At 73.1% G+C, this 24,985-nt stretch carries 17 protein-coding genes and 1 pseudogene; 6 read left to right on the plus strand and 12 right to left on the minus strand.

Going from position 1 to position 24,985, the window contains the following annotated elements; all coding sequences use genetic code 11:
• The first annotated feature begins 152 nt into the window (after window positions 1-152).
• Complete coding sequence (gene metE, locus ACH4PU_RS15185) at window positions 153-2,471, plus strand: 5-methyltetrahydropteroyltriglutamate--homocysteine S-methyltransferase (RefSeq protein WP_398271493.1); 2,319 nt, start codon at window positions 153-155, stop codon at window positions 2,469-2,471.
• Window positions 2,472-2,657: 186 nt separating this feature from the next.
• On the opposite strand, the pseudogene ACH4PU_RS15190 reads toward metE, so the two are convergent.
• The 3 genes and pseudogenes from ACH4PU_RS15190 to ACH4PU_RS15200 all read right to left on the minus strand — a co-directional run.
• A pseudogene (locus tag ACH4PU_RS15190) lies at window positions 2,658-2,813 on the minus strand (enoyl-CoA hydratase); the annotation flags it as partial.
• 6 nt (window positions 2,814-2,819) lie between these two features.
• Entirely contained in the window at window positions 2,820-3,791 is a 972-nt protein-coding gene (gene mmsB / locus ACH4PU_RS15195; protein ID WP_398271495.1) for a 3-hydroxyisobutyrate dehydrogenase, read from the minus strand.
• Window positions 3,788-4,144 (minus strand): hypothetical protein, encoded by a 357-nt coding sequence (locus ACH4PU_RS15200; RefSeq protein ID WP_398271497.1) that lies wholly within the window; start codon window positions 4,142-4,144, stop codon window positions 3,788-3,790. The genes mmsB and ACH4PU_RS15200 overlap by 4 nt, the downstream gene beginning before the upstream one ends.
• A gap of 492 nt (window positions 4,145-4,636) precedes the next feature.
• On the opposite strand from ACH4PU_RS15200, the gene ACH4PU_RS15205 reads away from it, so the two are divergent.
• Complete coding sequence (locus tag ACH4PU_RS15205) at window positions 4,637-4,993, plus strand: DoxX family protein (protein WP_398271499.1); 357 nt, start codon at window positions 4,637-4,639, stop codon at window positions 4,991-4,993.
• A 55-nt stretch (window positions 4,994-5,048) separates the two neighbouring features.
• On the opposite strand, the gene ACH4PU_RS15210 is transcribed toward ACH4PU_RS15205, so the two are convergent.
• The gene (locus ACH4PU_RS15210) at window positions 5,049-6,662 is read right to left on the minus strand and encodes a class I adenylate-forming enzyme family protein (RefSeq protein WP_398271501.1); all 1,614 of its coding nucleotides are present in this window, start codon (window positions 6,660-6,662) and stop codon (window positions 5,049-5,051) included.
• A 371-nt stretch (window positions 6,663-7,033) separates the two neighbouring features.
• Between ACH4PU_RS15210 and ACH4PU_RS15215 the strand changes: the two genes are divergently transcribed.
• The 4 genes from ACH4PU_RS15215 to ACH4PU_RS15230 all read left to right on the plus strand — a co-directional run bounded on the left by ACH4PU_RS15215 (window position 7,034) and on the right by ACH4PU_RS15230 (window position 10,989).
• On the plus strand, window positions 7,034-7,582 hold the full coding sequence (locus tag ACH4PU_RS15215; protein ID WP_398271503.1) for a cupin domain-containing protein: 549 nt from the start codon (window positions 7,034-7,036) through the stop codon (window positions 7,580-7,582).
• A gap of 49 nt (window positions 7,583-7,631) precedes the next feature.
• Window positions 7,632-8,783 carry a DegT/DnrJ/EryC1/StrS family aminotransferase gene (locus tag ACH4PU_RS15220; RefSeq protein WP_398271505.1) on the plus strand — a complete coding sequence of 384 codons (1,152 nt, stop codon included), beginning with the start codon at window positions 7,632-7,634 and terminating at the stop codon, window positions 8,781-8,783.
• Between the two features lie 110 nt (window positions 8,784-8,893).
• Window positions 8,894-9,970, plus strand: coding sequence for a type III polyketide synthase (locus tag ACH4PU_RS15225; protein WP_398271507.1), 1,077 nt, complete (start codon window positions 8,894-8,896; stop codon window positions 9,968-9,970).
• Window positions 9,967-10,989 carry a methyltransferase gene (locus tag ACH4PU_RS15230; RefSeq protein WP_398271509.1) on the plus strand — a complete coding sequence of 341 codons (1,023 nt, stop codon included), beginning with the start codon at window positions 9,967-9,969 and terminating at the stop codon, window positions 10,987-10,989. Before ACH4PU_RS15225 ends, ACH4PU_RS15230 begins: the two co-directional genes overlap by 4 nt.
• Window positions 10,990-11,085: 96 nt before the next feature.
• Here the strand turns inward: ACH4PU_RS15230 and ACH4PU_RS15235 are convergent, their stop codons facing one another.
• The 8 genes from ACH4PU_RS15235 to ACH4PU_RS15270 all read right to left on the minus strand — a co-directional run bounded on the left by ACH4PU_RS15235 (window position 11,086) and on the right by ACH4PU_RS15270 (window position 24,910).
• Entirely contained in the window at window positions 11,086-12,195 is a 1,110-nt protein-coding gene (locus ACH4PU_RS15235) for a BTAD domain-containing putative transcriptional regulator (RefSeq protein ID WP_398271511.1), read from the minus strand.
• 78 nt (window positions 12,196-12,273) lie between these two features.
• On the minus strand, window positions 12,274-14,385 hold the full coding sequence (locus ACH4PU_RS15240) for an MMPL family transporter (RefSeq protein ID WP_398271513.1): 2,112 nt from the start codon (window positions 14,383-14,385) through the stop codon (window positions 12,274-12,276).
• Window positions 14,386-14,462: 77 nt separating this feature from the next.
• A complete protein-coding gene (locus ACH4PU_RS15245) occupies window positions 14,463-16,094 on the minus strand; it encodes a prenyltransferase/squalene oxidase repeat-containing protein (RefSeq protein ID WP_398271515.1) in 1,632 nt (543 codons plus the stop codon).
• Between the two features lie 77 nt (window positions 16,095-16,171).
• Window positions 16,172-17,689 carry an FAD-binding oxidoreductase gene (locus tag ACH4PU_RS15250; protein ID WP_398271516.1) on the minus strand — a complete coding sequence of 506 codons (1,518 nt, stop codon included), beginning with the start codon at window positions 17,687-17,689 and terminating at the stop codon, window positions 16,172-16,174.
• Window positions 17,690-17,738: 49 nt separating this feature from the next.
• Window positions 17,739-19,526 carry an FAD-dependent monooxygenase gene (locus tag ACH4PU_RS15255; protein WP_398271518.1) on the minus strand — a complete coding sequence of 596 codons (1,788 nt, stop codon included), beginning with the start codon at window positions 19,524-19,526 and terminating at the stop codon, window positions 17,739-17,741.
• A 73-nt stretch (window positions 19,527-19,599) separates the two neighbouring features.
• The gene (locus tag ACH4PU_RS15260) at window positions 19,600-20,532 is read right to left on the minus strand and encodes an aromatic prenyltransferase (RefSeq protein WP_398271520.1); all 933 of its coding nucleotides are present in this window, start codon (window positions 20,530-20,532) and stop codon (window positions 19,600-19,602) included.
• The gene (locus ACH4PU_RS15265; RefSeq protein WP_398271522.1) at window positions 20,525-21,526 is read right to left on the minus strand and encodes a BTAD domain-containing putative transcriptional regulator; all 1,002 of its coding nucleotides are present in this window, start codon (window positions 21,524-21,526) and stop codon (window positions 20,525-20,527) included. The genes ACH4PU_RS15260 and ACH4PU_RS15265 overlap by 8 nt, the downstream gene beginning before the upstream one ends.
• A gap of 357 nt (window positions 21,527-21,883) precedes the next feature.
• Window positions 21,884-24,910, minus strand: coding sequence for a BTAD domain-containing putative transcriptional regulator (locus ACH4PU_RS15270; protein ID WP_398271524.1), 3,027 nt, complete (start codon window positions 24,908-24,910; stop codon window positions 21,884-21,886).
• Between the last annotated feature and the right edge of the window lie 75 nt (window positions 24,911-24,985).

A 24,985-nucleotide genomic window follows, 5' to 3' on the forward strand; every position in this document is an offset into this window, starting at 1 on the left:
CGGACATCCCGGTGACCTCGAGGGCGGGTCGGCGTACATACCAGGCGGACGACCGCGCCATGCCGCGCGCGCCCGGCCCGCCCGGTCCGTCACCCTTCGCGCTCTCGTGCCGTTCCGGGATCTCAGGGATCCATCTCGCGAAGGAGATCTCCGTGACCAGCAAGTCCGCAGCCGCGGCAGCACGGGCCACCGTGTACGGCTACCCCCGCCAGGGCCGGAACCGTGAACTCAAGAAGGCGATCGAGGGCTACTGGAAGGGCCGGGTGACGGCCGACGCCCTGCGCGCCACCGCCGCCGGCCTGCGCCGGGACACCTGGGAGCAGCTGGCCGCGGCCGGCCTCCACGAGGTACCCACCGGCGACTTCTCGTACTACGACCACGTCCTCGACACCACCGTCATGGTCGGCGCGATCCCCGCCCGGCACCGGGAGGCCGTCGAGGAGGACGCCCTGGCCGGGTACTTCGCGATGGCGCGGGGTACGCAGGACGTGGCGCCGCTGGAGATGACCAAGTGGTTCGACACCAACTACCACTACCTGGTGCCGGAGCTGGGCCCGGACACGGTGTTCCGCGCCGACTCCGCCAAGCAAGTCGCGGAGTTGAAGGAGGCCCTCGCCCTGGGCCTGACGGCCCGGCCCGTCCTCGTGGGACCCGTCACCTACCTCCTGCTCGCCAAGCCCGCGCCGGGCGTGGACCCGGACTTCGTCCCGCTCACCCTCCTGGACCGCCTGCTGCCGGTGTACGCGGAGGTGCTGGCCGACCTGCGGGCGGCCGGCGCCGAGTGGGTGCAGCTCGACGAGCCCGCCCTGGTGCAGGACCGCACCCCGGCCGAGCTGAACGCCGCCGAGCGCGCCTACCGCGATCTCGGAGCGCTGCCCGACCGCCCGAAGCTGCTGGTCGCCTCGTACTTCGACCGGCTCGGGGAGGCGCTGCCCGTCCTCGCCAAGGCGCCGGTGGACGGGCTCGCCCTGGACTTCACCGAGGCCGCCGCCGCCAACCTCGGCGACCTCGCCGCCGCCGGCGGGCTGCCCGGCAAGCGCCTGGTCGCCGGTGTCGTCAACGGCCGCAACATCTGGGTGAACGACCTGGAGAAATCCCTCGCCACCCTGGGCACCCTGCTCGGCCTCGCCGAGTGGGTCGACGTCGCCGCGTCCTCGTCCCTGCTGCACGTCCCCCTCGACGCCGCCATGGAGCGCGACATCGAGCCGCAGATCCTGCGCTGGCTGGCCTTCGCGCAGCAGAAGACGCGCGAGATCGTCACGCTCGCCAAGGGCCTCGCCCAGGGCACCGACACCATCGCCGCCGAACTGGCCGCCAACCGGGCCGACCTGGCCTCCCGCGCGGCCTCCCCGATCACCCACGACCCGGCCGTCCGGGCCCGGGCCGCCGCCGTCACCACCGCCGACGCCCGCCGCTCCCTGCCGTACGCCGAGCGCGCCGGCGCCCAGCGCGCCCGCCTCGGTCTGCCGCTGCTGCCGACCACGACCATCGGCTCCTTCCCGCAGACCGGCGAACTCCGCGCCGCCCGCGCCGACCTGCGCGCGGGCCGGCTCGACACGGCCGGCTACGAGGAGCGCATCAGGGCCGAGATCCAGGAGGTGATCTCCTTCCAGGAGAAGACCGGCCTGGACGTCCTGGTGCACGGCGAGCCCGAACGCAACGACATGGTCCAGTACTTCGCCGAGCAGCTCACGGGCTACCTCGCCACGCAGCACGGCTGGGTGCAGTCGTACGGCACCCGCTACGTCCGTCCGCCGGTCCTCGCCGGGGACATCTCCCGGCCGGAGCCGATGACGGTGCGCTGGACGACGTACGCCCAGTCGCTCACCGGCCGTCCCGTCAAGGGCATGCTGACCGGGCCGGTCACCATGCTCGCCTGGTCGTTCGTCCGCGACGACCAGCCGCTCGCCGACACCGCCCGGCAAGTCGCCCTCGCCCTGCGCGACGAGGTGAACGACCTGGAGGCGGCGGGCACGTCCGTCGTCCAGGTCGACGAGCCGGCGCTGCGCGAGACGCTGCCGCTGCGGGCGGCGGACCGCCCGGCGTACCTGGCGTGGGCCACCGAGGCGTTCCGGCTCACCACCGGCGGGGTCCGGCCGGACACCCAGATCCACACGCACATGTGCTACGCCGAGTTCGGGGACGTCGTCCAGGCCATCGACGACCTCGACGCCGACGTCATCAGCCTGGAGGCGGCCCGCTCCCACATGCAGGTCGCCCGCGAACTCGCCGCGCACGGCTATCCGCGCGAGGCCGGGCCGGGGGTGTACGACATCCACTCGCCGCGCGTGCCGAGCGCGGAGGAGGCGGCGGAGCTGCTGCGCGCCGGGCTGAGGGCGATCCCGGCCGAGCGGCTGTGGGTCAACCCGGACTGCGGGCTGAAGACCCGCGGCTGGCCGGAGACCCGGGCGTCACTGGAGAACCTGGTGACGGCGGCCCGCACCGTCCGCGGGGAGCTGCCGGGGGCCTGACACGGGCCCGGTCCGGCCGGAGCCCGTCCCGAGCGGACGGGCCCGCCGGGGCGAGGGCGTACGGGACCGGCGGGCCCGATGGAGTAAGTACCGACGCTTCGCGCGGTGGACGTACCCGGTGGCCGTGACGGCCTACGGGCCCGCCGGACCGCACCCTCGTGCGGCCCGGCGGGCCCGTACCGGCGATCAGCGGTGGGCGAAGCGCGGCGGCCGCTTCTCCACCAACGCCGCCATGCCGTCCTTCCGGTCCTCGGCCGCGAACGCCGCGTGGAACAGGCGGCGTTCGCGGCCGGCGCCCTCGGCGAGGGTGGTCTCGAAGGCGCGGTCGGCGCTCTCAGGTGCCGTCGGTCATTCCCGTTCTCCGTCCGGTGCCTGCCCCGAGTTGTCCCGTATCACGCGGAAGATCCCGGAGAAGTCCTCCTCAGCCCCCCTGCCCTCGGCGAACGCGGTGTAGAGCTCGGCCGCGCGCAGCCCGAGGTCCGCGTCCACGCCACCCGCCCGGATGGCGTTGGCGGCGAGGCGGAGGTCCTTGGCCATCAGCGGGGCGGAGAAGCCGGGGCGGTAGTCGCGGTTGGCCGGGCTGGCCGGGACCGGTCCCGGCACCGGACAGTTGACGGTCAGGGCCCAGCACTGCCCGGAGGACGTGGACGCCACGTCGTACAGGGCCTGCTGGGAGAGGCCGAGGCTCTCGCCGAGGACGAAGGCCTCGCTGATGGCGATCATCGAGATGCCGAGGATCATGTTGTTGCAGATCTTGGCGGCCTGGCCGGAGCCCGCGGGCCCGCAGTGCACGATCTTGCGGCCCATCGCGGCCAGCACCGGCTCGGCCTCCGCGAACTCCGCCGCCTCGCCGCCGGCCATGAAGGTCAGGGTGGCGGCCTCGGCGCCGAACACCCCGCCCGAGACGGGGGCGTCCAGGGCCCGGTGGCCGGCCGCGCGCGCCGCGTCGTGGGCGGCCCGGGCGTCGGCGACGTCGATCGTCGAGCTGTCGACGAAGAGCGTGCCGGGCCGGGCGGCGGCCAGCAGGCCCCCGTCCGTGTAGAGGCCGAGGACGTGCCGGCCCGTCGGCAGCATCGTGAACACCAGGTCCGCGTCGGCGACGGCCTCGGCGGCCGACGCGGCGGGGCGGACGCCGGTCTTGGCGGCGGCCTCGACGGCTTCGGGCAGCAGGTCGAAACCGGTGACCCGGTATCCGGCCGCGACGAGGTTGGCGGTCATCGGGCCGCCCATGTTGCCCAGGCCGATGAAGCCGATGGCCTTGCCTGCCGCGGGGGTCGTCGCATGCGTCGGGTTCGTCGCGTTCTCTGGGGTCGCAGTCACCAGGGCACCTCCTGTAGTGGACCGTCGCCGGGGGCCAGGGTGAGCTCCCGGTCGCCGAGCGGGGCGAAGAAGCGCTCGACGTCCTCGGCGGAGACGTCGGCGAGCGTGGCGGGTGTCCGGCGTGGGTTCCGGCGCGGATTCCGGCCTTCGCCGGCGGCCTGGGCGCGGACGCCCTCCACCGGATCCGGCGTGGCGAGCGCGGCGCAGGAGACGCGGTGCTCCTCGCCATGGCGGTGCTCCTCGCCATGGCCCAGGATCTCGGCGGACCGGCGGACAAGGGTGCGGGCGCGGGCGGCGGTCGGCCCGGTCGCCATGTCGGCGAGCCGGACGGAATGCGTCGGTTCGCGGACCATGGAAGCCTGCTCTCGTCAGGACCACCGCCTGACTCCCGGATCACCACGCGCCCCCGCCTTCCCGACGTCGCGTCGCCGCGCTGTCGGTGACGCCCCTCCTGTCGACGACCGCCCTCGCGGGACGGCCGTCCGCCGGTGAAAACGCGCTCCCCGGCCTCAGTGCCGGGACCACGCCGGGGCCACGACCATATAGTTGGGCGTCCTGGTAAGTCCAGGGCCGGCCGGGCGAGGAGGACCATCGCGCCGCCGTACCGCCCGAGGCCCCGGTACGCCTTCGGCAGAAGCACGCGAGACCGGCTGCTCATGCCCTGGTCGCATGTACGATCACCAGCACGCGGGGAGCGTATGAGCCCCAACGACACCAGTGGGACGCGGTGTTGTGCAGCGGTGGCCGCGCTTTCAGGTCACCGGCGCGCCCGGCCGTCGGCCGTCCGAGAGAACGGCATCCACGATGGGGCACCCGAAACATCGTCTCCAGAGAGCGGAGAGAACGTGTTCATCGCCTTCGTCACGGTCACCCTCCTCGGCGCGGTCTTCAATGGTGCCGCCGCCGTCACGTACCTGATCGGCCATGAATATCCCAAGACTCAGGCGGACATGAAGGGCATACCCCGCAAGTACGTGCCGGTCCTGGGCATGTTGCTGGCGGCGGGCACGGTGGGGCTGCTGGCCGGGCTCGCCGTGCCGCTCCTGGGGACGCTCGCCGCCTGCGGCCTCGTGCTGTACTTCATCGGCGCCATCATCGCCCACCTGCGGGTGGGCTCCCGCGACATCGTGGGCGGGATCGTGTTCCTGGCCACCGCGGTGGCGGTCCTCGTTCTGGGGCTCTCCTACCACGGGCCCTGGTGAACCGCGGAACCCGCGTCGGACCGGTCCGACGCGGGTTCCCGGTACCGGCTCGGGTCTACAGGCCGGCCTTGAGGCGGCGGGAGAGTTCCACCCGGCGGGTCTTCAGCGTGGCGGTGCGCGGCAGATCGGCCAGGGGGATCTGGACGGGATCCGCCAGCGACGGGTACGCCACCGTGGCGGCGCGCCAGCGCTCCCGGTCCAGCGGCTCGTCGCGGTGGGTGCACACGACCGGGACCGCCTTGGCGTCGGGGCCCGGCACGACGACGACCTCGGTAAGCTCCGCCAGCGCGTCCAGCAGGAAGTCCTCGACCTCCAGGTTGCTCCTCAGCCCGGGGATCTCGTCGATCTCGCGGTCGAGCATGTGCAGGCACCCGAACAGGGTGCGGTAGCCCACGTCCCCGGTGCGCCACCAGCCGTCGTGCAACTGGGCGTCGTAGCGCTCCTGCTCGCCGTGGTAGGTCTTGGCCAGCCCGTCCCAGCGGACCTCGATGAAACCGGCGTGCCGGCGTGAGGGCCGCCTGCCGTCCCGGCTCACCAGCCTGACCCGGGCGCTGCCCGGCAGGGGGTAGCCCACACAGCGGCCGTCCATCCAGCGGGCCGGCCCGCGGTAGTAGGGCCGGCCGGTCGCGGGTCCGACCTCGCTCTGCCCGTATATCTGGAAGAACTGCGCCCGTCGGGCGGCGGAGGCGTGCAGCAGCCGGCGGACCGTCCTGGGGTGCAGCGCGTCGAAGGTGCTGCTGAAGTACTTCACCGAAGCGAACGGACGGCGCGCGTCGTCGGCCAGCTCCTCCCAGGCCAGAAAGGAGTTGGGCAACGCCTCGATCAGCCAGGGCCGTTGTTCGGCGAAGAACGCTGCGACGGCGTCCGGGCTTCCGTCCTTCACCAAGAGGGCCGGCATGCCCCGGAGGAGGCAGAGCGACAGCGCCGCGAACGTCCTGGAGTGGCCGAAGGGGAGGTGGATCGCGACGGTCCCGCGCTTTCCCATCAGCCCCAGCAGGAACCGCTGCGGCCGCAGCCGGGACCGCATCGTCCGCGGCGTGTGCACCACGAGCTTGGGCAGTCCCGTGGTACCGGAGGTGTGTGTGATCATGGCCGGTTCGTCCGGACCGCGCAGCACCGGCCGTACCGGGACCGTGCCGTCCAGTTCGGCGAGCGCGACCGCGCCGGGACCGGCGTCGCCCACACCGATCACGCCCCGGGTGAGTTCGGCCGGGTCGACGCCGCCCTCGGCCAGGGAGCGGAGCCGGGGTCCGTCGGTGATCAGGTACGGCCGCTCCAGCCGGGCCAGCAACGCGGCGACGGATCCGGGGTCCAAGTGGTGCGAGAGCATGACCGGGACCGCGCCGACGCGTTCCACGGCCGTCGCCAGCAGCCAGAGGTCGAAGTTGGGGGCCTTGCAGACCACCACATGGCCGCCGGGGCGCACCCCGGCGGCGGCGAGGCGGTTCGCGATGTCCGCCACGGCGTCCGCGAGCCGCCGGACCGTCAGCCGGCGGCCGGCCTCCGGCAGGACGTCGAGGTCGTGGTCGAGGACGAGCGGCATGGCGCCACGGACGCGCGCCGCTCGTTCCGGTACGACACCGAGGTAGAGGCCGTACCGGTGTGGCGACGTGCGGGCCGCGGCGCGGCGCGGCGTGCGACCGGGCTTGTACGACGACACGCTTCCCATGGGCTTTTCCTTTGCGTCGACCGAGCGGGGATCATCCCGGTCCCGGTGGCCGTCACCTCCGTCCCGGGCTCGCGCGGGGGGCGGGTGTGACACGCATCCTCGGTGCCGCCCCTTGCCGGGGAGTGTCCGGTGGATTGGGGTCCGCTTGGCGGCAAGCAGACACCAACTCCGGACCCAGCCGCACCCAAGTCACCGCTGACATCCTCACTGCGGAGACCGGCCGGCCCGGGCACGGATCGCGCGGCCCGCCGGCGACGCCCCGCCGTCCCGACACGTCCGGCCCCGGCCTTACGGGTCTCCGCTTCCGCAGCGTCCCGCCGCGCGGCCGGCCCTCGCCGACGCCGGCGGCCCACCCGAGAGAGCGACACCACATGAGCGGTCTCATCGTCCCGCCCGGCCACGGCAGGAAACTCACCACGAGAGCACAGGACGTGACCTTCAAGGTCACGGCCGCGGACGGCTCCGCCTCCTCCGTGTTCGAGGTGGTCGTGCCACCGGGGTTCGACGTCGGCGCGCACACCCACAGCCACTCGCAGGAGTTCTTCTACCTTCTGGAAGGGGAGTTGGAGCTCCTGGCGTTCGAGCCCACCCGACGCACCCCGGACACCTGGCACGACTGGGAGGCGCCGAACGGTGACCGGGCCGTCCGGGCGACCGCCGGCAGTTGCATGTTCGTGCCGCCGGGCACCCCGCACGCCTTCCGCAACCCCACGGACCGGCCGGCGCGCTTGCTGTTCCAGAGCTCCCCCTCGCCGGACCACGAGCGCTACTTCGAGGAGATCGTCGAGATCTTCGCCGCCGGCCGGTCCGTGGACTCCGCGGCGGTGGAGCGGATGCGCGAGCGCTACGACGTACAGCAGATCACCCCGCTCCGCTACACCCCGCCCGCCACCGGGCCGGCCGGGCGGTCCGCGGCGTGACCGGCGGACGAACCGATCAGGGACGAACGAGCCGAGAGGGCGGCCCCCGATGACGGTGACGACCAGGGACGGCATCCCGCTCGTGCACGCGAGCCTGGGCGAACGGGAACTCGCCGCCACGGCCGAGGTGTTCGCCTCGGGCTGGCCGGCCGGCCAGGGCCCGAAGGGCAAGGCGCTCGAAGCCCGGTTGAGACAGGACTACGGCGTCGGTGACGCGGTCGCGTCGAGCAACTGCGGAGCGGCCCTCCACCTGGCCATGCTGGCGCTCGGCGTCGAGCCCGGCGACGAGGTGATCGTCGCCGACTACACCTTCCCCGCCCCGGCCCACGCGGTGCGCTACGTCGGCGCCACCCCCGTTTTCGCGGACGTGCGCGGCGACACCGGGACCGTCGACCCGCGGGCGGTCGCGGATCTGATCAGCGCGCGCACGGTGGGCGTGATCGCGGTGGACACCCTCGGACTGCCCGCCGACTACGCGGACTTGATGGCCCTCGCCGACCGCCACGGACTGTTCGTCGTGGAGGACGCCGCCTGCGCGGTCGGCGCCACCTACCGGGGACGTCCGGCAGGCGCGCTGGCTCCGGTGGCCTGCCTCTCCTTCCACGGCCGCAAGGGCGCCAGCAGCGGTGAGGGCGGAGCGCTGCTCGCCGCCGACCCGGTGATCGGAGCGGCGGCCCGCCTCCGGTCGTCGTTCGGCATCGGCAGCATCTACGACCAGGCCCAGGCGGCCGGACTGCCGATCCCCTCGTTCACCGAGATCGGCTACAACTACAAGCTCTCCGACATCGCCGCCGCGATCCTCCTGGTGCAACTGGAGCGGGTCGGTGAACTCCTGGAACGCCGACGCGCGGTGGCGGCGGCGTACGAGGCGCTGCTGGCCGACGAGGAACTGCTCACGCTGCCGCACGTGCCCGAGGACCGCACCCACGCCTGGCAGTCCTACCTGGTCACCCTCGACTCACGGGTGGACCGCTCCGGTCTCGCCGCCGCGCTGCGGGCCCAGGGCATCGGGTGCGGCCACGGCACGTGGGCCTGCCATGTGCAGCCGGTGTTCGACACCGGGCGGCGCTGTCCGGTCTCGGCCGACCTCTTCCGGCGCAACCTGGCCATTCCCATGCACGCGGAACTCCGCCCGGACCAGGTCGAACGTGTCGCGGAGGTGCTGCGGACCGAGCTGCGGAACAACCTGCGCCCGAACTGACCGAGACGCCGGACAAAGGCAGAGACATGTCTTCACTTCCCGAGAATCAGCCGCCGGACCCGCCCGTCCTGTGCAAACCCGCGGTACGGGTACCGGAATACACCATCACCATGGAACAGACTCTGGAGTTCGCGAGGGAGGCCCACGCGGGGAAGCCCCAACTGCCCCTGGCGCTGCGGTTGATAGCGAACACCGGCGTACGCAAACGTCACCTGGTGCAGCCTGTCGAGAGGACCCTGGACCACCCGGGGTTCGAGGAACGCAACCGGATCTACGAGACCGAGTCGAAGAAGCGCTGCCCCGAAGCCATCGAGGAGGCCCTGGCGAACGCCCTGCTGCGGGCCGAGGACATCGACGCGATCATCTACGTGTCGTGCACCGGTTTTATGATGCCCTCGCTCACCGCATGGCTGATCAACACCATGGGGTTCCGCTACGACACCCGGCAGTTGCCCATCGCCCAGCTCGGCTGTGCGGCGGGCGGCGCGGCGATCAACCGCGCCCACGACTTCTGCACGGCCCACCCCGACGGCAACGTACTGATCGTCTCGTGCGAGATGTGCTCGCTGTGCTACCAGCCCGACGCAGACGACGTCGGAGCGCTGCTGTCCGACGGCCTGTTCGGGGACGCGGTCGCCGCCGCCGTGGTGCGTGGCCGGCCGGGCCCCGGCGTCACCGGTGTCCGGCTGCGGCGCAACGCCTCCTACCTCATTCCGAACACCGAGGAGTGGATCTCCTATGCCGTACGCGGCACCGGGTTCCACTTCCAGCTCGACCGCCGGGTTCCGGGGACCATGGAACCGCTCGCCCCGGTGCTGCGCGACCTCGCCGCCGACCACGGCTGGAACGCCGCGGACCTCGACTTCTACATCGTGCACGCCGGCGGTCCGCGGATCCTGGACGACCTCGCCCGGTACCTCGGGGTCGAGCACTCGGTCTTCCGGCACAGCCGGGAGACACTGACCGAATACGGCAACATCGCCAGCGCGGTGGTGCTCGACGCACTGCGCAGACGGTTCGAGGAAGGACCGCTGCCCACGGGCGCCACCGGCGTGATCGCCGGCTTCGGCCCGGGCATCACCGCGGAGATGGCCCTGGGCACCTGGGTCGACGGCACGGCCGGTGAGCACCGGAAGCACCCGGTGGCCGGGGCCGTGCCGCGTCCGTACGCGGGGAGGACCATGTGAACGGTACCGGCGACAGCACCGGCGCGCAGGCCGGACCCGGGTCCGACCGGATCATGCGCTTGATCAACGGCTACTGGGCCACCGGAATGGTGGGCACGGCGGCGGCCTGTGATCTGTTCACGCACCTGGAGAACGGTGCGGCCACGCCGGCGGCGCTGGCCGAACGGGCCGGGATCGCGCCGCGCGGCGCGCAGGCCCTCCTGGACGGCCTGGTCGCCCTGGAACTGGTCACGGTGGCGGAGGGCCGTTACCACAACACCCCGGAGGCGTCCGCCTTCCTCGTGGCGGGCCGGCCCGTGTCGCTGACCGGGTTCGCCCGCCTCAAGATGGGCCACATGGCGTCACTGGCCGCGCTGCCCGACGCGGTACGTGCCGGCGGTCCGGTGACGGAAGCGGTGGTCGAGATCGCCGACAACCCGCACTGGGAGGAACTCGTCCAGGCCCTCGCCGCACAGACCGTGCCCGTGGCGCACCTGGCCGCCGAGGCGCTCGGGCTGGCGGACGCCGGGAAGATCTCGGTCCTCGACATCGGCGGCGGTTCGGGGGTCTGTTCGGCCGTCTGGCTCGGGCTCAACCCCGACGCCCGCGCCACCCAGATCGACTGGGCGCCGGTCAACGCGATCGCCCGACGGCTGCTGGCGGAACGCGGCGTGGGCGACCGGGTCGATCACATCGACGGCGACTTCCACTCCGTCGACTTCGGCCACAACGACCACGACGTCGTCATGTACTCCAACATCGCCCACCAGGAGGGGCCCGAGGACAATCAGGCGATCTTCACTCGGGCCCGTCGGGCGCTGCGGCCCGGCGGCACGCTCGTCATCTCCGACTACATCGCCGACGACGACCGCGGTGGCCCGCCCTTCGCGCTGACCTTCGCCGGCGAGATGCTCCTCAAGAGCCGGCACGGTTCCACGTGGCGGCGCCGCGACTACCGCACCTGGCTCACCGCCGCCGGATTCCAGGACGTCCGCTTCCTGGACACCCCGTCGCCCACCACCCTCGTCCTCGCCCGCTGACCCGTCCCCGGACGGACCCGGCGGGCGGGGAACCTCCGGCGCGGCGGCCCGTCGGACGACCGCCGCGCCGGAGGCGTCACCGCCACCGGTCATACGCTAGGAACGCTCGAGCTCCGGTGCCTGACGCAGGATCTCCATCTCCAGGTGCCGCAGCGCGGGACTGGGCGAGATGCCCAGATCCTCCACCATCCTCTTCTGGTGGATCCGCAGCACCGACAGCGCGTCGGCCTGCCGGCCCGCCCGGTACAGCGCGAGGCTCAGCAGTTCGCAGCCGTACTCGCGCAGGGGATGCGCCTGGGTGAAGGCCACCAGCTCGGGCACCGCCATCTCGTGGTTGCCCACCGCGATCAGGGTGGCGCAACGGCTCTCGACCACCGACAGGCGCAGCTCCTCGAGGCGTACGGCCTCGGGTGCGACATGCGGGGCCGTGGCCGCCTCCGCGTAGGCCGCACCGCGCCACAGGTCCAGGCCCGCCTCGAACGCGCGCAGCGCACGCTGCGGTTCGTCCCGGTCGAGGGCCTGCCAGCCGGCGGTGGCGCTCTCCCAGAAGCGGCGGGCGTCGACCTCGACGGCCCGGCTGTTCAACAGGTACCCGCGGCCCCGTGTGCACAGCACCGTCGAGGGGGTGCGCGGCGCCCGGTGCGGTTCCAGGACGCGCCGCAGGTTGGCGATGTACGCGTGCAGCGAAGTGACCGCCGACTGTGGCGGGCGGCCTTCCCACAGCGCTTCCACCAGCACGTCCACCGAGACCGGTTGGCCCACCTGACTCACCAGCAGGACGAGTGCCGCCCGCTGCTTGGGCGCGCCGAGGTCCACCCACCGGCCGCCGACGGCCGCCTCGACCGGGCCGAGCACCCGGAACTCCACCGCGACGTCCGGTACGGGAGGCGGTGCCGGGTCCACCGTGGCCGGGCCACCCCACCCGTCGCGGTACGGGGCGAGGTCGCCCCGGCGCCGGGGGGCGACGGTGCCGAGGTCCAGCGCCTTGCTGACGTACTGCTTGAGGGTCTCGTTGGCGCGCTGCAACTCCTGGATCTCCCGCTCCAGTTCCGCTATGCGCAGCGCGCCCGCGCCGTCCGTGCTCCCGGCCCGTCTCTCCGTCCCCTGCTCGGCACCGGCCTGCCGTCCGCGCCGTCCGACGGCCACCGGAGCGGCGGTCACGGTGCCGCGACGGATGCCCCGGTCCCTCGTGTCCCTCGTGTCCATCGTCTTCGCACTCCTAGGGTCCGCCCCGAAAGTGTCCGCACGGGTCCCGCGCGGCGCGGGAGCCCGTGGCGGGGTGGTTCATGTGCCGCTGTACGCGGGGGTGTGGCCGGCTTCGCCGGCCGGTGCCGGGGCGTCGTCATGGCGCCGGAACAGCGCGCCGGGCCACCACATCCAGCGGCCCGCGTCCAGGGCGAGCGCCGTGACCAGGACCGAGCGCACCACGATGGTGTCGAGCAGCACGCCGAACGCCACCGTGAAGCCCAGTTCCACCGCGAAGACCAGCGGCAGCGAAGCCATCGCCGCGAAGGTGCCGGCCAGCACCACCCCCGCCGAGGTGATCACACCGCCCGTGGACGACAGGCCGGTCAGCGCGGCGCGCCGGGTGCCGTGCGGCAACGCGTCCTCCCGGATCCGAGTCACCAGGAAGATGTTGTAGTCGATGCCCAGCGCGACCAGGAACACGAAGGCCAGCAGCGGGTACGAGGCGTCGGCACCGGCGAGGCCGAGCACGTGCTCGAACACCAGGCTGCTCACGCCGAGGGCCGCGCCGAACGACAGCAGCACCGTGATCATCAGCAGCAGCGGCGCTACCACCGCGCGCAGCAGCACCGCCAGGATGAGCAGGACCACGAGCAGCACGATCGGGATGATCACCTTGGAGTCGCGGACCGCCGCGTGCTCCGTATCGACCATGATCGCCGTGCTGCCGCCGACCTGCGCGTCCGCGCCCTCGATCCGGTGGACCACGGTCCGGGCCCGTTCGACGGTACGTCGCGCCGCCTCGCCGCTGGGTTCGTCCCCGAGCTGGGCGAGCAGCACCGCCTCGCCCTCCCGGACCACCGGATCCGCGACGGCGGCGATCCCGGGCACTCCCGCCAGCGCCGTCCGCACCCGGTCGGCCGCGCCGGCGTCGGCGACGACGTGGACGGGGTCGCCCGCCCCGGCCGGGAAGTGGGCGGCCCGGATCTCCTCGGCCACCGCCACCTGCGGCTTGCCGGTGAACTGGTCCTTGTTGGACAGGCCCGAGGCGTCGAGTCCGAGCGTGCCGAGAGCCATCGCCGCGAGCACCACCACGGTGCCCGCCCACACCAGCCGCGGGCGACCCGCGATGGCGTTCCCCACCCGGTTCCAGACGCTCTCCCTCTTCTCGCCCTCGGCACCGTAGGCGGGTCTCACCGGCCAGAAGATCCACCGGCCGCAGGCGACCAGCAGGGCCGGCATCAGCGTCATCATGGCGAGCAGACCGACCACGACGCCCACGGCGCAGGCCGGGCCCATCCCCTTGGTGGAGTTGAGGACGGCGAGCGTCAGCAGCGTCAGGCTGATCGCGACGGTCGCCGCGCTGGCCACGATCGCCGGGCCGGAGCGGTACAGGGCCTCCGCCATCGCCGTGTGCCGGTCCTGGTGCCGGGCCAGCTCCTCCCGGTACCGGGAGATCAGCAGCAGCGCGTAGTCGGTGGCCGCGCCGAAGATCAGTACGACCAGGATGAAACTCGTCTGTTTGTTGACGACGAGGCCGGCGTCCTCGGCCAGGAGGTAGATCAGTGCCTTGGCCGCCGTAAGGGCCACGCCGACGGTGATCAGCGGCAGCAGCGGGAGCAGCGGGCTGCGGTAGGTGACCAGCAGGATCGCGACCACGACCAGCGCGGTGATCGTGGTCAGCGCGCCGCCGCCGCCGAACGCCTTGATCGAGTCGGCACCGTAGCCGGCCGGTCCCGCGACGTGGAAGCCGAGGCCGTCCGCGCCGTCCTCGCCGACGTCGGTCATCGCGTCGACGGCCTTGCCGAGCCCCTCCCAGCCGGACTTGTCCTTGTGGACCTGGACGACGGTCCGGATGGCCTTGCCGTCCTGGGAGGCGACCGGGCCCTGCGGGGTGCCGACGACGTTCTCGATGCCCTGGAACGCCTTGGCGTCCGCGCGCGCCTTGGCCAGGTCGGCCTGGGTGACCCCGCCGGCCCGGTCGTAGACCACGACCGCGGGCACGGAATCGACGGGCATCACCTTCTGGGCGCGCTCGACGACGGCGGTGGACTCCGCGCTGCCGGGCAGCCAGGCCGAGTTGTCGTTCTCCTCCGCGTCACCGAGCTTTCCGGCCAGCATCAGCGCGGGAACCAGTACGACGGCCCAGAGCGCGATGACGACCCATTTGCCCACCCTTCCGCTGGGCAGGGCGGCCAGTTTTCGCAGCATGTCAGTCTCTCCGTGTTCCGTGGGGGTGGACCGCGTCGCTCACGGGCGTCGGTGCGGCCGGTGTCGGTCGGTACGGTTCACCGCGCCCCCGAGCCGCCCAGGTGCCGGACCCGCGCGCGGGCGTGCCCGAAGGCGAGCAGCACCGGGATGTCGGTGAGCAGCGGAAAGTGGTAGGCGAAAGGCCGCGGGCCGACCATGTCCGGGGGGCCGCCGTAACTGCCGTCGGCCTTCTGCCGCTCCAGCAGCCAGGTCAGGGCGGCGCCGACGGGCCGCGGGTCGTCGGCGTGGCAGAGGGTGATCAGGCCGTAGGCCGTGCTGATGTCGTCGCTGGGGTCGCCGGGCCGCATGCCCCAGCCGCCGTCGGCGTTCTGCGTCTCGCACACCGTCCGCTCGATCCGCACCGCCATGGCGGCGGAGCGCCTGTCGTCCCGTCCCGCCGTGCAGGCGGCGAGCCGTACGCGGAACAGGCTGTGCAGACGGCTGCGGCTCCAGCCCGGCTCGAAGCCGCCGTCGGCTTGCTGACTGTCGGCGAGGAACGCCAGCGCCTTCTCACGCCGTGGTGCGGCGGCCGGGTGCGGGCCGAGCGCGCAGACCGCGGCGGCCGTCATGCACGGTTCGGAGGAGGCGCCCTCGACGTAGGTCGGGAAGCCGCCGTCCGCGCCCTGCACGGCCAGCAGCGCGGCCACCCCGCCGCGTACCGTCCCGGCGTGCGCGACCGGGTCGACCGCCTGGAGGAACTCCAGGGCGCAGGAGGTGTCGTCGACGTCGTTCTGCGCGACGAGCGGTGACATGGACCAGCCGCCGGTCAGCGCCGTGCCGCGGGAGAGCGAGCGCAGCGGCGCGCCGCCCCGCCGGGCGGCGAGCGTCGCGGCCATCCGGCGCAGCAGTGCCGGGTCGGCGCCCGCCGCGTGCAGGGCGAGTCCGCCGGTGGAGGTGCACCAGTTGTCCATCTCCAGGACGAACGGGAAGCCGCCGTCGGTGCGTTGGTGGCGCAGCAGGGTCGCGAGGCCGCGGCGCACGGTCTCCTCGTGGCCGGGTGTGCCGGCGAGCGCGTGCAGCACCAGCAGGTGCATCAGCGCGTAGCCCTCCCACACCGTGCCGGCGGGGTCGGTGGCCAGGAGGGTGTCCAGGGCGGCCTCGGTGGCCCGGTTCCGTTCGCCGAGGGCGCCGGCGAGGATCAGGGTGATGGCCGCCTGCTGGACGGCGGCCCAGGAGTGCAGCGGGTCGGTGGGTATCCGGCCGCCGCCCGGGAGCCCGGCGTCGGCGGGCAGTGGGCAGCCGAGCACCGAGAGCACCGCGTAGACCATCAGGCGGCGGCGGGTGGAGATGAAGCCCGGCGCGGCGTCGAGGACGCCCGACGCCAGGGCGCCGGCGAGGGCGCCGTCGCCGCCGGGGTCCCGGCCCGCGGCGAGCCCGATGGCCCGCGAGGCGAGCACCCGGTCGAGCGGGTCCGGGGACTCCTGGTGGCCGCGCAGATAGCCGAGGAGGCGGCCGCGGGGCGGGGAGTCCGTGCCCGTTCTGGCCATCAGCGACAGGGCGAGCGCCGACTCCAGCACTCTGCTCTCGCACTGCTCGCGTATCGCGCCGTCGGCGTCGGCCCGGTCGCCGACGTACGCGATCAGCCGGGCCGTGGCCCGGCGCACCTCGTCCGGGGAGACCCCGTCGGGCAGGGGCAGCGGGGCCGGACGCGCCGGGTCCGCGATCTTCATGACGTGCTCCTTCCGATTCCGAACCGGCCCGCGAGCGACCGGCTCCCTGGGATGGCGGGCGGCGGACCGGGCAGCGGTCAGCCGACGCCCTGGGCGAACCGGAAGAACCGGTGCGGGTCGTACTTCCGCTTGATCCGCGCCAGCCGCGCGTAGTTCTCGGCGTAGTAGGAGCGCCGCCAGTCCGGCAGGCGCGGGTCGATGAAGTTCTGGTACGTCTCGCCGTTGGAGTAGGGGTCGATCACCGTGAAGCCGCGGTCGACGTACTCCCACGCGGCGGACGTGGCCTCGGCCGGCACCGGCCCGGCGGGGTTCGAGGTGAGGTAACTGACCGAGAAGAGGCTGTCGCGGTGGACGTAGGCGGTGGCGTCGCGGCGCACGGTGTTGGCGCGGCCGCCGAGGGCGGAGATCTGCAACTGGCGCATCTGCCCGGGGAACCGGCTCGCGTCGAACGCCCGCAGCGCCTTCGCCCAGCCCTCGCGCGGCATCGTCCGCTCGAACAGCCGGCTGCGCCAAGCGCCGAACGCCGGGCGCCGGAGCGTCCCGCCGGGGGAGGTGTCGGCGCGGTGGCACTGCTGGACGGTGAGGTCGGAGCACTGGTACAGCGACATCAGGACGGACTTGTACGGGGCCGTGAACTTCCGCTGTGCCACCGGTGGGCGGCCGACCAGCGAGACCAGGCGGGCGATCTCGTCGTCGAACCCCTTGCCGGTGTCCACCGAGCCCAGGAACACGGCGGCGGTCGGCACCGTGCCGGGACCCGCGTCGGTCAGCGTGACGTTGACGCCGCTGCCGATCGTCCACGGGGCGTCGGGCAGCCACCGGGTCCAGCCGTCGAGCATGTCCAGGGCCTGGTCGAAGGTCCAGACGAGGTTGACGGCGGCCACGTCGGTCAGTGGTGAGGGGGCGACCTCGTACGAGGTGACGATCCCGAAGTTGCCGCCCCCGCCGCCGCGCAGGGCCCAGAAGAGGTCGCTGTCGTGGTGCGGAGAGGCGGTGACGGTGCGTCCGTCGGCGAGGACCACCTGTGCCGAGGTGACCTTGTCGGAGGCGATGCCGATGCTGCGGGTGAACAGGCCCATGCCGCCGCCCTGGAGGAATCCGCCGGCCGCGACGGTGGGGCAGTAGCCGAGGGAGAGGCCGAGGCCGGCCGGGGCGAGCGTGTCCGCGATGTCGACGGACTGGGCGCCCGCCCCCACCCGCACCGAACGCTCCCCGCGTACCACGGAGTTGAGTCGGGACACGTCGATGACCAGCCCCCGGGTGGTGGAATGGCCGCCCGCGCTGTGGCCGCCGCTGCGCGCGGCGACGGGTATGCCGTACGCCTGGGCGAAGCGCACGCAGGCGGCGACGTCGGCGGCGGAGGCGCAGTAGGCGACCGCCCGGGGACTGATGGCGTCGAACTGGACCTGGTAAAGCTGCTTGGCGCGCTGGTAGTCCGCGTCCGAGGGGAGTACGAGGCGTCCTTGGAGCCGGTCGGCGAGCCGGCTCCAACGGGTCTGCGCTGCGCTCGACTTGGGTTGCGCGGCGCCGGTCAGCGCGGTGACGGCCAGCGCGGCACCGCCGGTACCGGCGAGGAAGGACCTTCTGTCGATCATGCTGCTTCTTCCGTGGGGGTCAGGGGGTTCGGCAGGCGGGCGCGCCCGGTCACGGGGTCCGGAGCACCCCGAGAACGAGGCCGAGCGCCTCGGTCAGGGCTCCGGCGGGATCGGCCTCGGCACCCGTGGCACGCCAGGCCACGTGCTGGTCCGGCCGGACGAGAACGGCGGCGCGGGCATCGGCGCCGTCCGTCCCGCACAGGCGCCGCCAGGCGCCGTCGGCGTCGGTGTACTCCGCGCCCTCGTCTCCGTCTCCGATCCGGACCACGGTCACGGGGACGGAGAGCTTCCCGGCCGCCCGTTCGGCGGCCTCGGTCCACGCCGCCCCGTCCGCCCCGGTGAACAGCACGAAGCCGGTGCCGGAGCCGACCAGGTCGTGGGTGGACACACGTCGTCCGTCCCGCTCGATCCAGGCGTGCGGCAGCAGGTGCCCCGGGCGGGCCACGGGCCGGTACTCGTCGCCCAGCGGCGAGCGGGCCGGCGGCCGGCTGCCGTCCGGGACGACCGCGCCCCGCTCGTAAGCGAAGCCGGTCTCCACGTCGAGGGCCTGGCACTCGCCGCGGTGGGTCGCGAAGATCTCCGCGGCCCTGGCGCGCTGTGCGGCGCCGACCGGGGTCGGCGAGAAGTAGGAGAGGAACACGGGCGTGCGGCGCTCCGGCGGCACGTGCGGGCCGAGGCCGACGGCGGCGTCGATGACCACCTGGTGGTGTGCGGCGGCGGACATCGCCCAGGCCATGTTGGACTGGCCGACGGGCCGGCGCTCGGTCTCGTAGGTGTCGAGCAGGCGGTCGCCGGCACGTCCCGAGAGCACCGCGGCGAGCTTCCAGGCGAGGTTGTGCGCGTCCTGGATACCGCTGTTGAGGCCGAGTCCCCCGGCGGGCGGCTGGCGGTGGGCGGCGTCTCCGACGAGGAACGCCCGGCCGTGCCGATAGCGCTCGGCGAGCACCGCCTCCACGGTCCAGCTCGTCACGTCGTGCAGGGTCAGGTCGAGGCCGGGCAGGCCGAGCACCTCGCGGACGCGGCCCGCGACCGCTTTCTCGTCGGTGCGGTCGATGCCGGCGAGCGGCAGGTGGAGTCCCCACTCCTCGCAGTGTCTGCCCCAGGTCGGGCCCATCTCGATGAGGGCGCTGGACAGGTCGGCGCGGTACGGGTTGAGGAACCAGGTGATGACCGAGCCCCCGGTCCACCACTCGGACAGGTCCGCGGAGAAGTAGGCCGTGGTGGCGTCGAAGAGGGCGGGCAGGCCCTCCATGCGTACGCCGAGGGCGGGGCCCACGGTGCGGCCGGCGTCCGCCGCGATCAGGTACTCCGCGGTGACCGTGGTGATTCCGCCGGTGGCGACGCAGCGGATCTCGGCGGTGATGCCGTCGGCGTTCTCGGTCAGCGAGACCAGCTCGTGGCCGAACCGGACGTGGCCGGGATTGCGTTGCTCCGCGTGGCGGCGCAGCACCGGCTCCAGGCGCATCTGAGGCAGTTTGGCCGGCAGCGCGGGGCCCGCCGCTTCGTACGTCTCGCGCAGCGCACCGCCCCCGAAGCCGTCCATCTCGTGGATGACCCGCCCGTCCAGGGGGCCGGGACCGGTGAGCGTGGTCTGCCACCGGACCTTGCCGAACTGCTCGGGTCCGGCGGCCGGTTCGGCCACGTCATCGGCCAGGCCGTACTGGCGGAAGATGCCCATGGTGCGCTGGTTGACGTAGTGCGCCTTCGGCAGGCGCGACGTGTCCGCGCGGCGCTCCACCAGCAGGTGGTCGACGCCGTGGCCCGAGAGGAAGACGGAGGCGGCCAGTCCGGAGCCGCCGCCGCCGACGATCAGTACCGGAACTTCCAGGGTGCTCAAGATCGGTCCTCCGAAAGGGAACGAAAGGGGGAAGGGAGGAAGAAGAGGGGGACGGCAGGAAGGCGGTGCCGGGTCACACCGGGTCCGCGAGGGCTCCTGCCGGGAGCCGCATGATGTCCCGCACGCCGGAATCCCACCGGTAGTAGGACTGGAGCTTGTAGTACTCGCCGTCGGGCTGCGAGGCGACGGCGTAGACGAATTTCGTGTCCGGGTCGGTGCGTCGCATGTGGCGCACGAACCTCTCGATCCGCTCGTCGAGTTCGACGGGCAGGGAGGCCGGATCCGTCGTCGCCACGGCGAAGCAGATCCGCTCGATGGCCGGGGAGTCCCAGCCGAGGGTCACGTAGACGCCGAAGGCCCGGCGGCCGAGCCGGAGCATCTGCTCGCTCGGTTCGGCCTGGTCGACCTCGCGGAGCATGGACCGTACGGACTCGGGGGCGATGCCCCCGGCGGGCGGCTCGCCGAAGTAGACGTTCACGGTGCGGTCGCGGTAGTCGATGCCGAGCAGGCCCACGGTGTCGCCCAGGCCGTGCCGGGAGACGAAGTCCAGGCTCTCCCCCAGGCCGCGCGGCATCGACGGGAGGCCGGCCAGCTCCTTGACGTTCTGCAGGGCGGTGGGGGGCAGCACCACCCAGATCTTCTTGAAGCCTCCCACCACGCCGAAGTCGATGCCGTAGCCGTCGACCGGGCAGTTGTCGCGCAGGTCCGCGAGCAGCCGGGCCACGGGGTGGTCGGTCTCCTCCAGCAATCCGTGCTCCACGGCGAGCCGGTACGGATCGACCTCCCGCGGCACCGTGAACCGGCAATCGAGTTCACCCGCGCGGTGCGCGCCGGTCGCCACGCGGAAGGCGACCACCGCCCGGCTCAGATCGCCTCCGTACACCTCCAGTACGCGCAGCACGTCACCGCGCGCGTAGTCCACCTCCAACAAGCCGGCCGCTTCCTCGATGGCCGAGCGGAGCGCCTGCGCCGCGCTCCGTCGGGAGAGCGGGTCCGTGTCACTCATGGCAGTCACCGTCCTTGTGTCTGGGGCAGCCGGGTTCGGCCGTCCGTCGTGAACAGGGCTGTCCGCACCGGACACCGCCGCGGCACGGGGCCGCCGGGGCGGCCGCCTTCCGGTGGTCGTGTCCGGTGGGCACGCCGGTCCGGGCGGGCGGCGGGACGAGCGGCCGGCGCGCCGCCCCGGCACTCCCCCCGCGCAGCATCCGCAGGTAGGCTCCGCTCAGCCGTTGGCCGGGAACGACGCCGAGTTGTTCCTCGAGGATCCGGCGGCCCTCGCCGTAGACCCGGACGGCCTCCGCGTGCCGGTCGGAGTGGTGGAGTGCGGTGATGAGGTGGGCGCGCAGGTTCTCGTCCATGGGAAAGCGGACGACCAGGGAGAGGAGCTCGGGCACCAGTAAGCGGTGCCGCCCGAGCGACAGTTCCGCCTCGATCCGGCACTCCAGCGCCCGCTTCCGCAGAGCTTCCAGACGTGGCCGTTCGAACCGCAGAAGGTACTCGGTCGCGTTCTCCAGGGCATGGCCGCTCCAGCAGTCGAGGGCGGCGCCGAGCAGCCGCGCCGCTTCCTCGTGGCGGTTCTCCGCGAAGGCCCGCCGGCCGTGCCGCTCAAGTCGCTCGAAATCAAGCAGGTCTATTTCCGCCCCCCGGGCGTCGAAAACGTACCCCGGTCCTTTCCGGTCGATCCGCGCGCCGCTTCCGAGCGTTTTCCTGAGCCGCGAAACATAGGTGTAGATCTGCGCGTTCGACGTGGGCGGCGGTGCGTCCTCCCACAGTGCCGCGCTCAGCCGGCTGTCGGCGACCAGCGCGCCGCGCGCGAGCAGCAGCACCGCGAGCACGGTGCGGACCTTGGTGCCGGACAGCGGGACCGCCGCGCCCGCCCGGGTCACGGAGACCGGGCCCAGCAGCCGGAAAGCAAGCGGTCCCGGTCCGTCGGCGCCCGGGCCGTCCGGCCCGCCGCCCTCCCCGGCGGGCCGCGAAGCGACACCAGCAGAGTTCAGCACAGCGCAATCTCCGTCCCACGGCATCTCCTGGGCACGACTTTTCCAGGACCCTATCCCCGGACCCTCTCCGCCTGTTATCGGATCGATTTCGAGCACGCAAAACAGCGGCGAAACAACAACAAAAGAGCCCGCCGCTAGAATGCTTGGGGAAGACAGTCCCGATGACGCCGGGAGATATTTCCGGTGCACTCGTGAGGAGATTCCTTCGTGCGCAATCCCCCTACGGCCACCAGAGCGTCCGCCGGCACCCCGACCGCTCCTCCCCCGCCGCTCCCCGCGGCCGGGCACCGGCGGGACGAGAAGGATCTGCCCTGGACGTGACGCGTGCGCGGGCCCCGGAGGAGCCCGGCACCCGGGTCAGCGGTCGGCGAGCAGGCAGGCCAGGAACGCCCCTTCGATGGGATGGACCGTGTCGTGCGACTTCAGAGCCTCGCGCAGCCGGCCGACGCGCCGCTCCCACAGCGGCGCGTTGAGCGTGCGGAACTCCTCTTGGGCCCAGTCCAGGGGCTCTCCCACGCCGGTACCGCCGCGGACCACATCCGCACAGGCGAGGTGGATGACGATCCGGGCCTGCAGGAACCGGTCGCCCACCTCTTCGGCGAGGCGCAGCGCCAGCAGCAGGCTGGCGCGGGCCTTGTACGGTTCGTGCTGCCGCCACTGCGCCTCGCCGAGGGCGCAGAGGCCGTGGGCCTCGCCGAGCCGGTCGCCCTGGCCGCGGGCGAGCCCCACCACGTCGTGGCAGACCCGCTCGGCCTGCGCGGACCGGCCCGCTCCGAGCAGCGCCTCCGCGAGCCGGTAGAGGTTCTGGGTGCGGCTGCGCAACGACCCCGCCTCGTAACTGACCTGGATCGCCTCGTTGCTGAGCTCCACGCCGCGTTCCGGATCGCCCTGCTCGATCTCGATCTGGGCGAGCAGTCCCAGCGCGTGGGAGAGGCCGGAGTTGTCCCCGGACCGCCGGAACAGGGTCAGGGACTCCTCGCAGTAGCGGGCCGCCTCGGTGAGGTCGCCGTAGAAGCGGGCGCAGATCGCGAGGTTGCGCCGGACGATGGCCCGGCCCTGGATGTCGTCGCTCCGCTCCAGGCAGGCAAGAGCGGTGAGCAGCCGCTCCCGCGCCTCCCCATAGCGGCGCTGGTAGATGGCGAGCGTCCCCAGGGAGCGGAGCATGGTGCCCGCCCCGCGGGTGTCGCCCGCGCGCCGGGCACCCTCCAGGGCGCACTCGGCGGTGCGTCGCCAGTCGTCCAGGTAGTTGCGTATCTCGTAAAACGGGACCATTCCGACGGCGAGGAGCCAGGCGCACTCCGTCCGCCCCTCCCGCGCCGCCTGCGCCACCAGCGCGCCGAGCGCCTCGCGCTCGCCTTCGAACCACTCGATGGGATCGGCGACGAGTTCACTCACCGTCTCGCCCGGAACCGGCCGGGGGAACACCGCGCAGCCGTGCGGTGTCTCGCTCTTCCCGTAAAGCTGCTCCTGTGCCGCGTGCACCACCGAGAGCATGGCGCTCAGGATCCTTTCCAGGGTCTGCTCGCCCTCCCGCGCGTCGTCCTCGGCCAGGCACCGCTCCCGGGCGAACCGGCGCATCACCTCCTGGAAACGGAAGCGGTTCGTTCCACCGTACGCGGGACGAACCTCCAGGAGCCGGGCGCCGACGAGTTGGTGGAGCAGTTCCTCGGACACCCGCGGTGTGACGCCGAGGACGGGGGCGCCGATCCAGGCCGGGAAGTCGGGCATGTCCAGCATGCCGAGCTGCCGGTAGAGCCGTGCGGCGCGCACGGGGAGCGCCCGGTAGCCGAGCCAGACGCTTGAGCGCACCCCGCTCTCGCCGGGGCTGAGCGTGCTCACCCTCTCACGGCGGTCCTCCACCCGTGCCGCCATCTGGCGCAGCGTGCCCCGGCGGTCGGACAGCAGCCGGGTGGCGATGACGCGCACGGCCGGCGGTAGCCGGTCGCACAGGTCCACCAGGCGCTCGGCCGCGGCCGGTTCGGCCGTCACCCGGTGCTCCCCGATCGTGGCGGCGAGCAGGTCCAGGCACTCGGCCCGGTTCATGACGTCCAGGTCCACCCGTACCGCGTCGGGCGTCCCGGCGAGCCCGTGCAGCGGGTCGCGGCTGGTGACCAGGGCCCGGGCGGGGCCGCGGCCGGGCAGCAACGGGCGGATCTGCTCGAGCGAGCGGGCGTCGTCGAGGACGACGAGCAGCCGTCTGTCGTCGAGGACACCGCGGTAGAGCGCCACCCGGTTCCCGGGATCCGCGGGGATCGAGGTCCCGGGAACCCCGAGCGCGCGGAGCGCCTGCTCCACAGCCGCGTCGGGCGAGCCGTGGCCGTCGCGTCCCCGCGGTTCCCGGAGGTCCAGGTAGAGCCGGCCGTCGGGGAAGTGTTCCGCCATCCTGTCGGCCCAGTGCAGGGCCAGCGCGCTCTTGCCGACACCGGCCGGCCCGCAGACCGCCACGACGCCGGCCGTGGCGCCGCCGGCGTGACCCGACGCCGCCGGCAGGAGCCGATCCAGCAGCCTCAGTTCGGCCTGGCGTCCGACGAACGGCTCGGGCGGCAGGGGCATCCGGCGGCGCACGGCGACCGGGTCGGGGAGAGGAGCGGGGGCGGCTCGCGGAGCGGCGGCCGGTACGGCCGCGGTCCGCCCGTCGCCCTCCAGTACTTCGCGGTGCGCCTCTCGCAGTTCGGCACCGGGCTCGACGCCCAGCTCGGCGACGAGTACCCGGCGCCCCTCGCGGTAGCAGTCCAGTGCTTCGGACCGGCGGCCCGACAGGTGGTAGGCCCGCATGAGGACGGCGCGGGCGTTCTCGCGCAGCGGGTGCTCGGCGACGACCGGAGCCAGGCACTCCACCACCGATCGGTAGCGTCCCTGCCCGAGTTGCAGGACGGCGTACTCCTCGGTCAGGTTGGTCCTCAGCTCGGTGATCCTGCCGACCGTGCCGCTGAGCGCGCCGCCGTCCATGCCGTCGAGTACCGGACCCGAGCAGAGCGCGAGGGCGTGCTCGAACCGGGCCGCGGCCTCCGGCGCGTCCCCCGCCTCGACGGCGGCCCGGGCGGCCGCGGCCGACTCGTACAGGTCGGCCACATCGACGTAATGGCCGTCACTGTGCAGCACGTAGCCGGGCAGCAGCGTCTCGATGAGGCCGTCCACGCCCGCCTCGTCGCGGAACGTCTTGCGCAGGGCGGAGACGCAGATGGCGATCTGGTTGCGCGCGGTGGCGGGCGGAGCTCCGCACCAGACGGCCTCCGCGAGCGCGTCGACGGAGACCGCGCGTCCGGGAGTGAGCAGCAGCAGGACCAGTACCGTGCGCTGCCGTGCGCTGCGCAGCAGCAGTGGTCTGCCGTCCACACTCACCTTGAGCGGCCCCAGCACCTGAAACGTCAATCGGGGCGCCACTCCGCCTCCTTCCGGGACCGCGCACGCCCCGCCCCCCGCGAAGACATTGCCAAGTCATTGTGTGGAGCAGACCTC

Origin of the sequence: Streptomyces sp. NPDC021100 (genome assembly GCF_044333095.1) — a bacterium.
Taxonomy (GTDB): domain Bacteria; phylum Actinomycetota; class Actinomycetes; order Streptomycetales; family Streptomycetaceae; genus Streptomyces.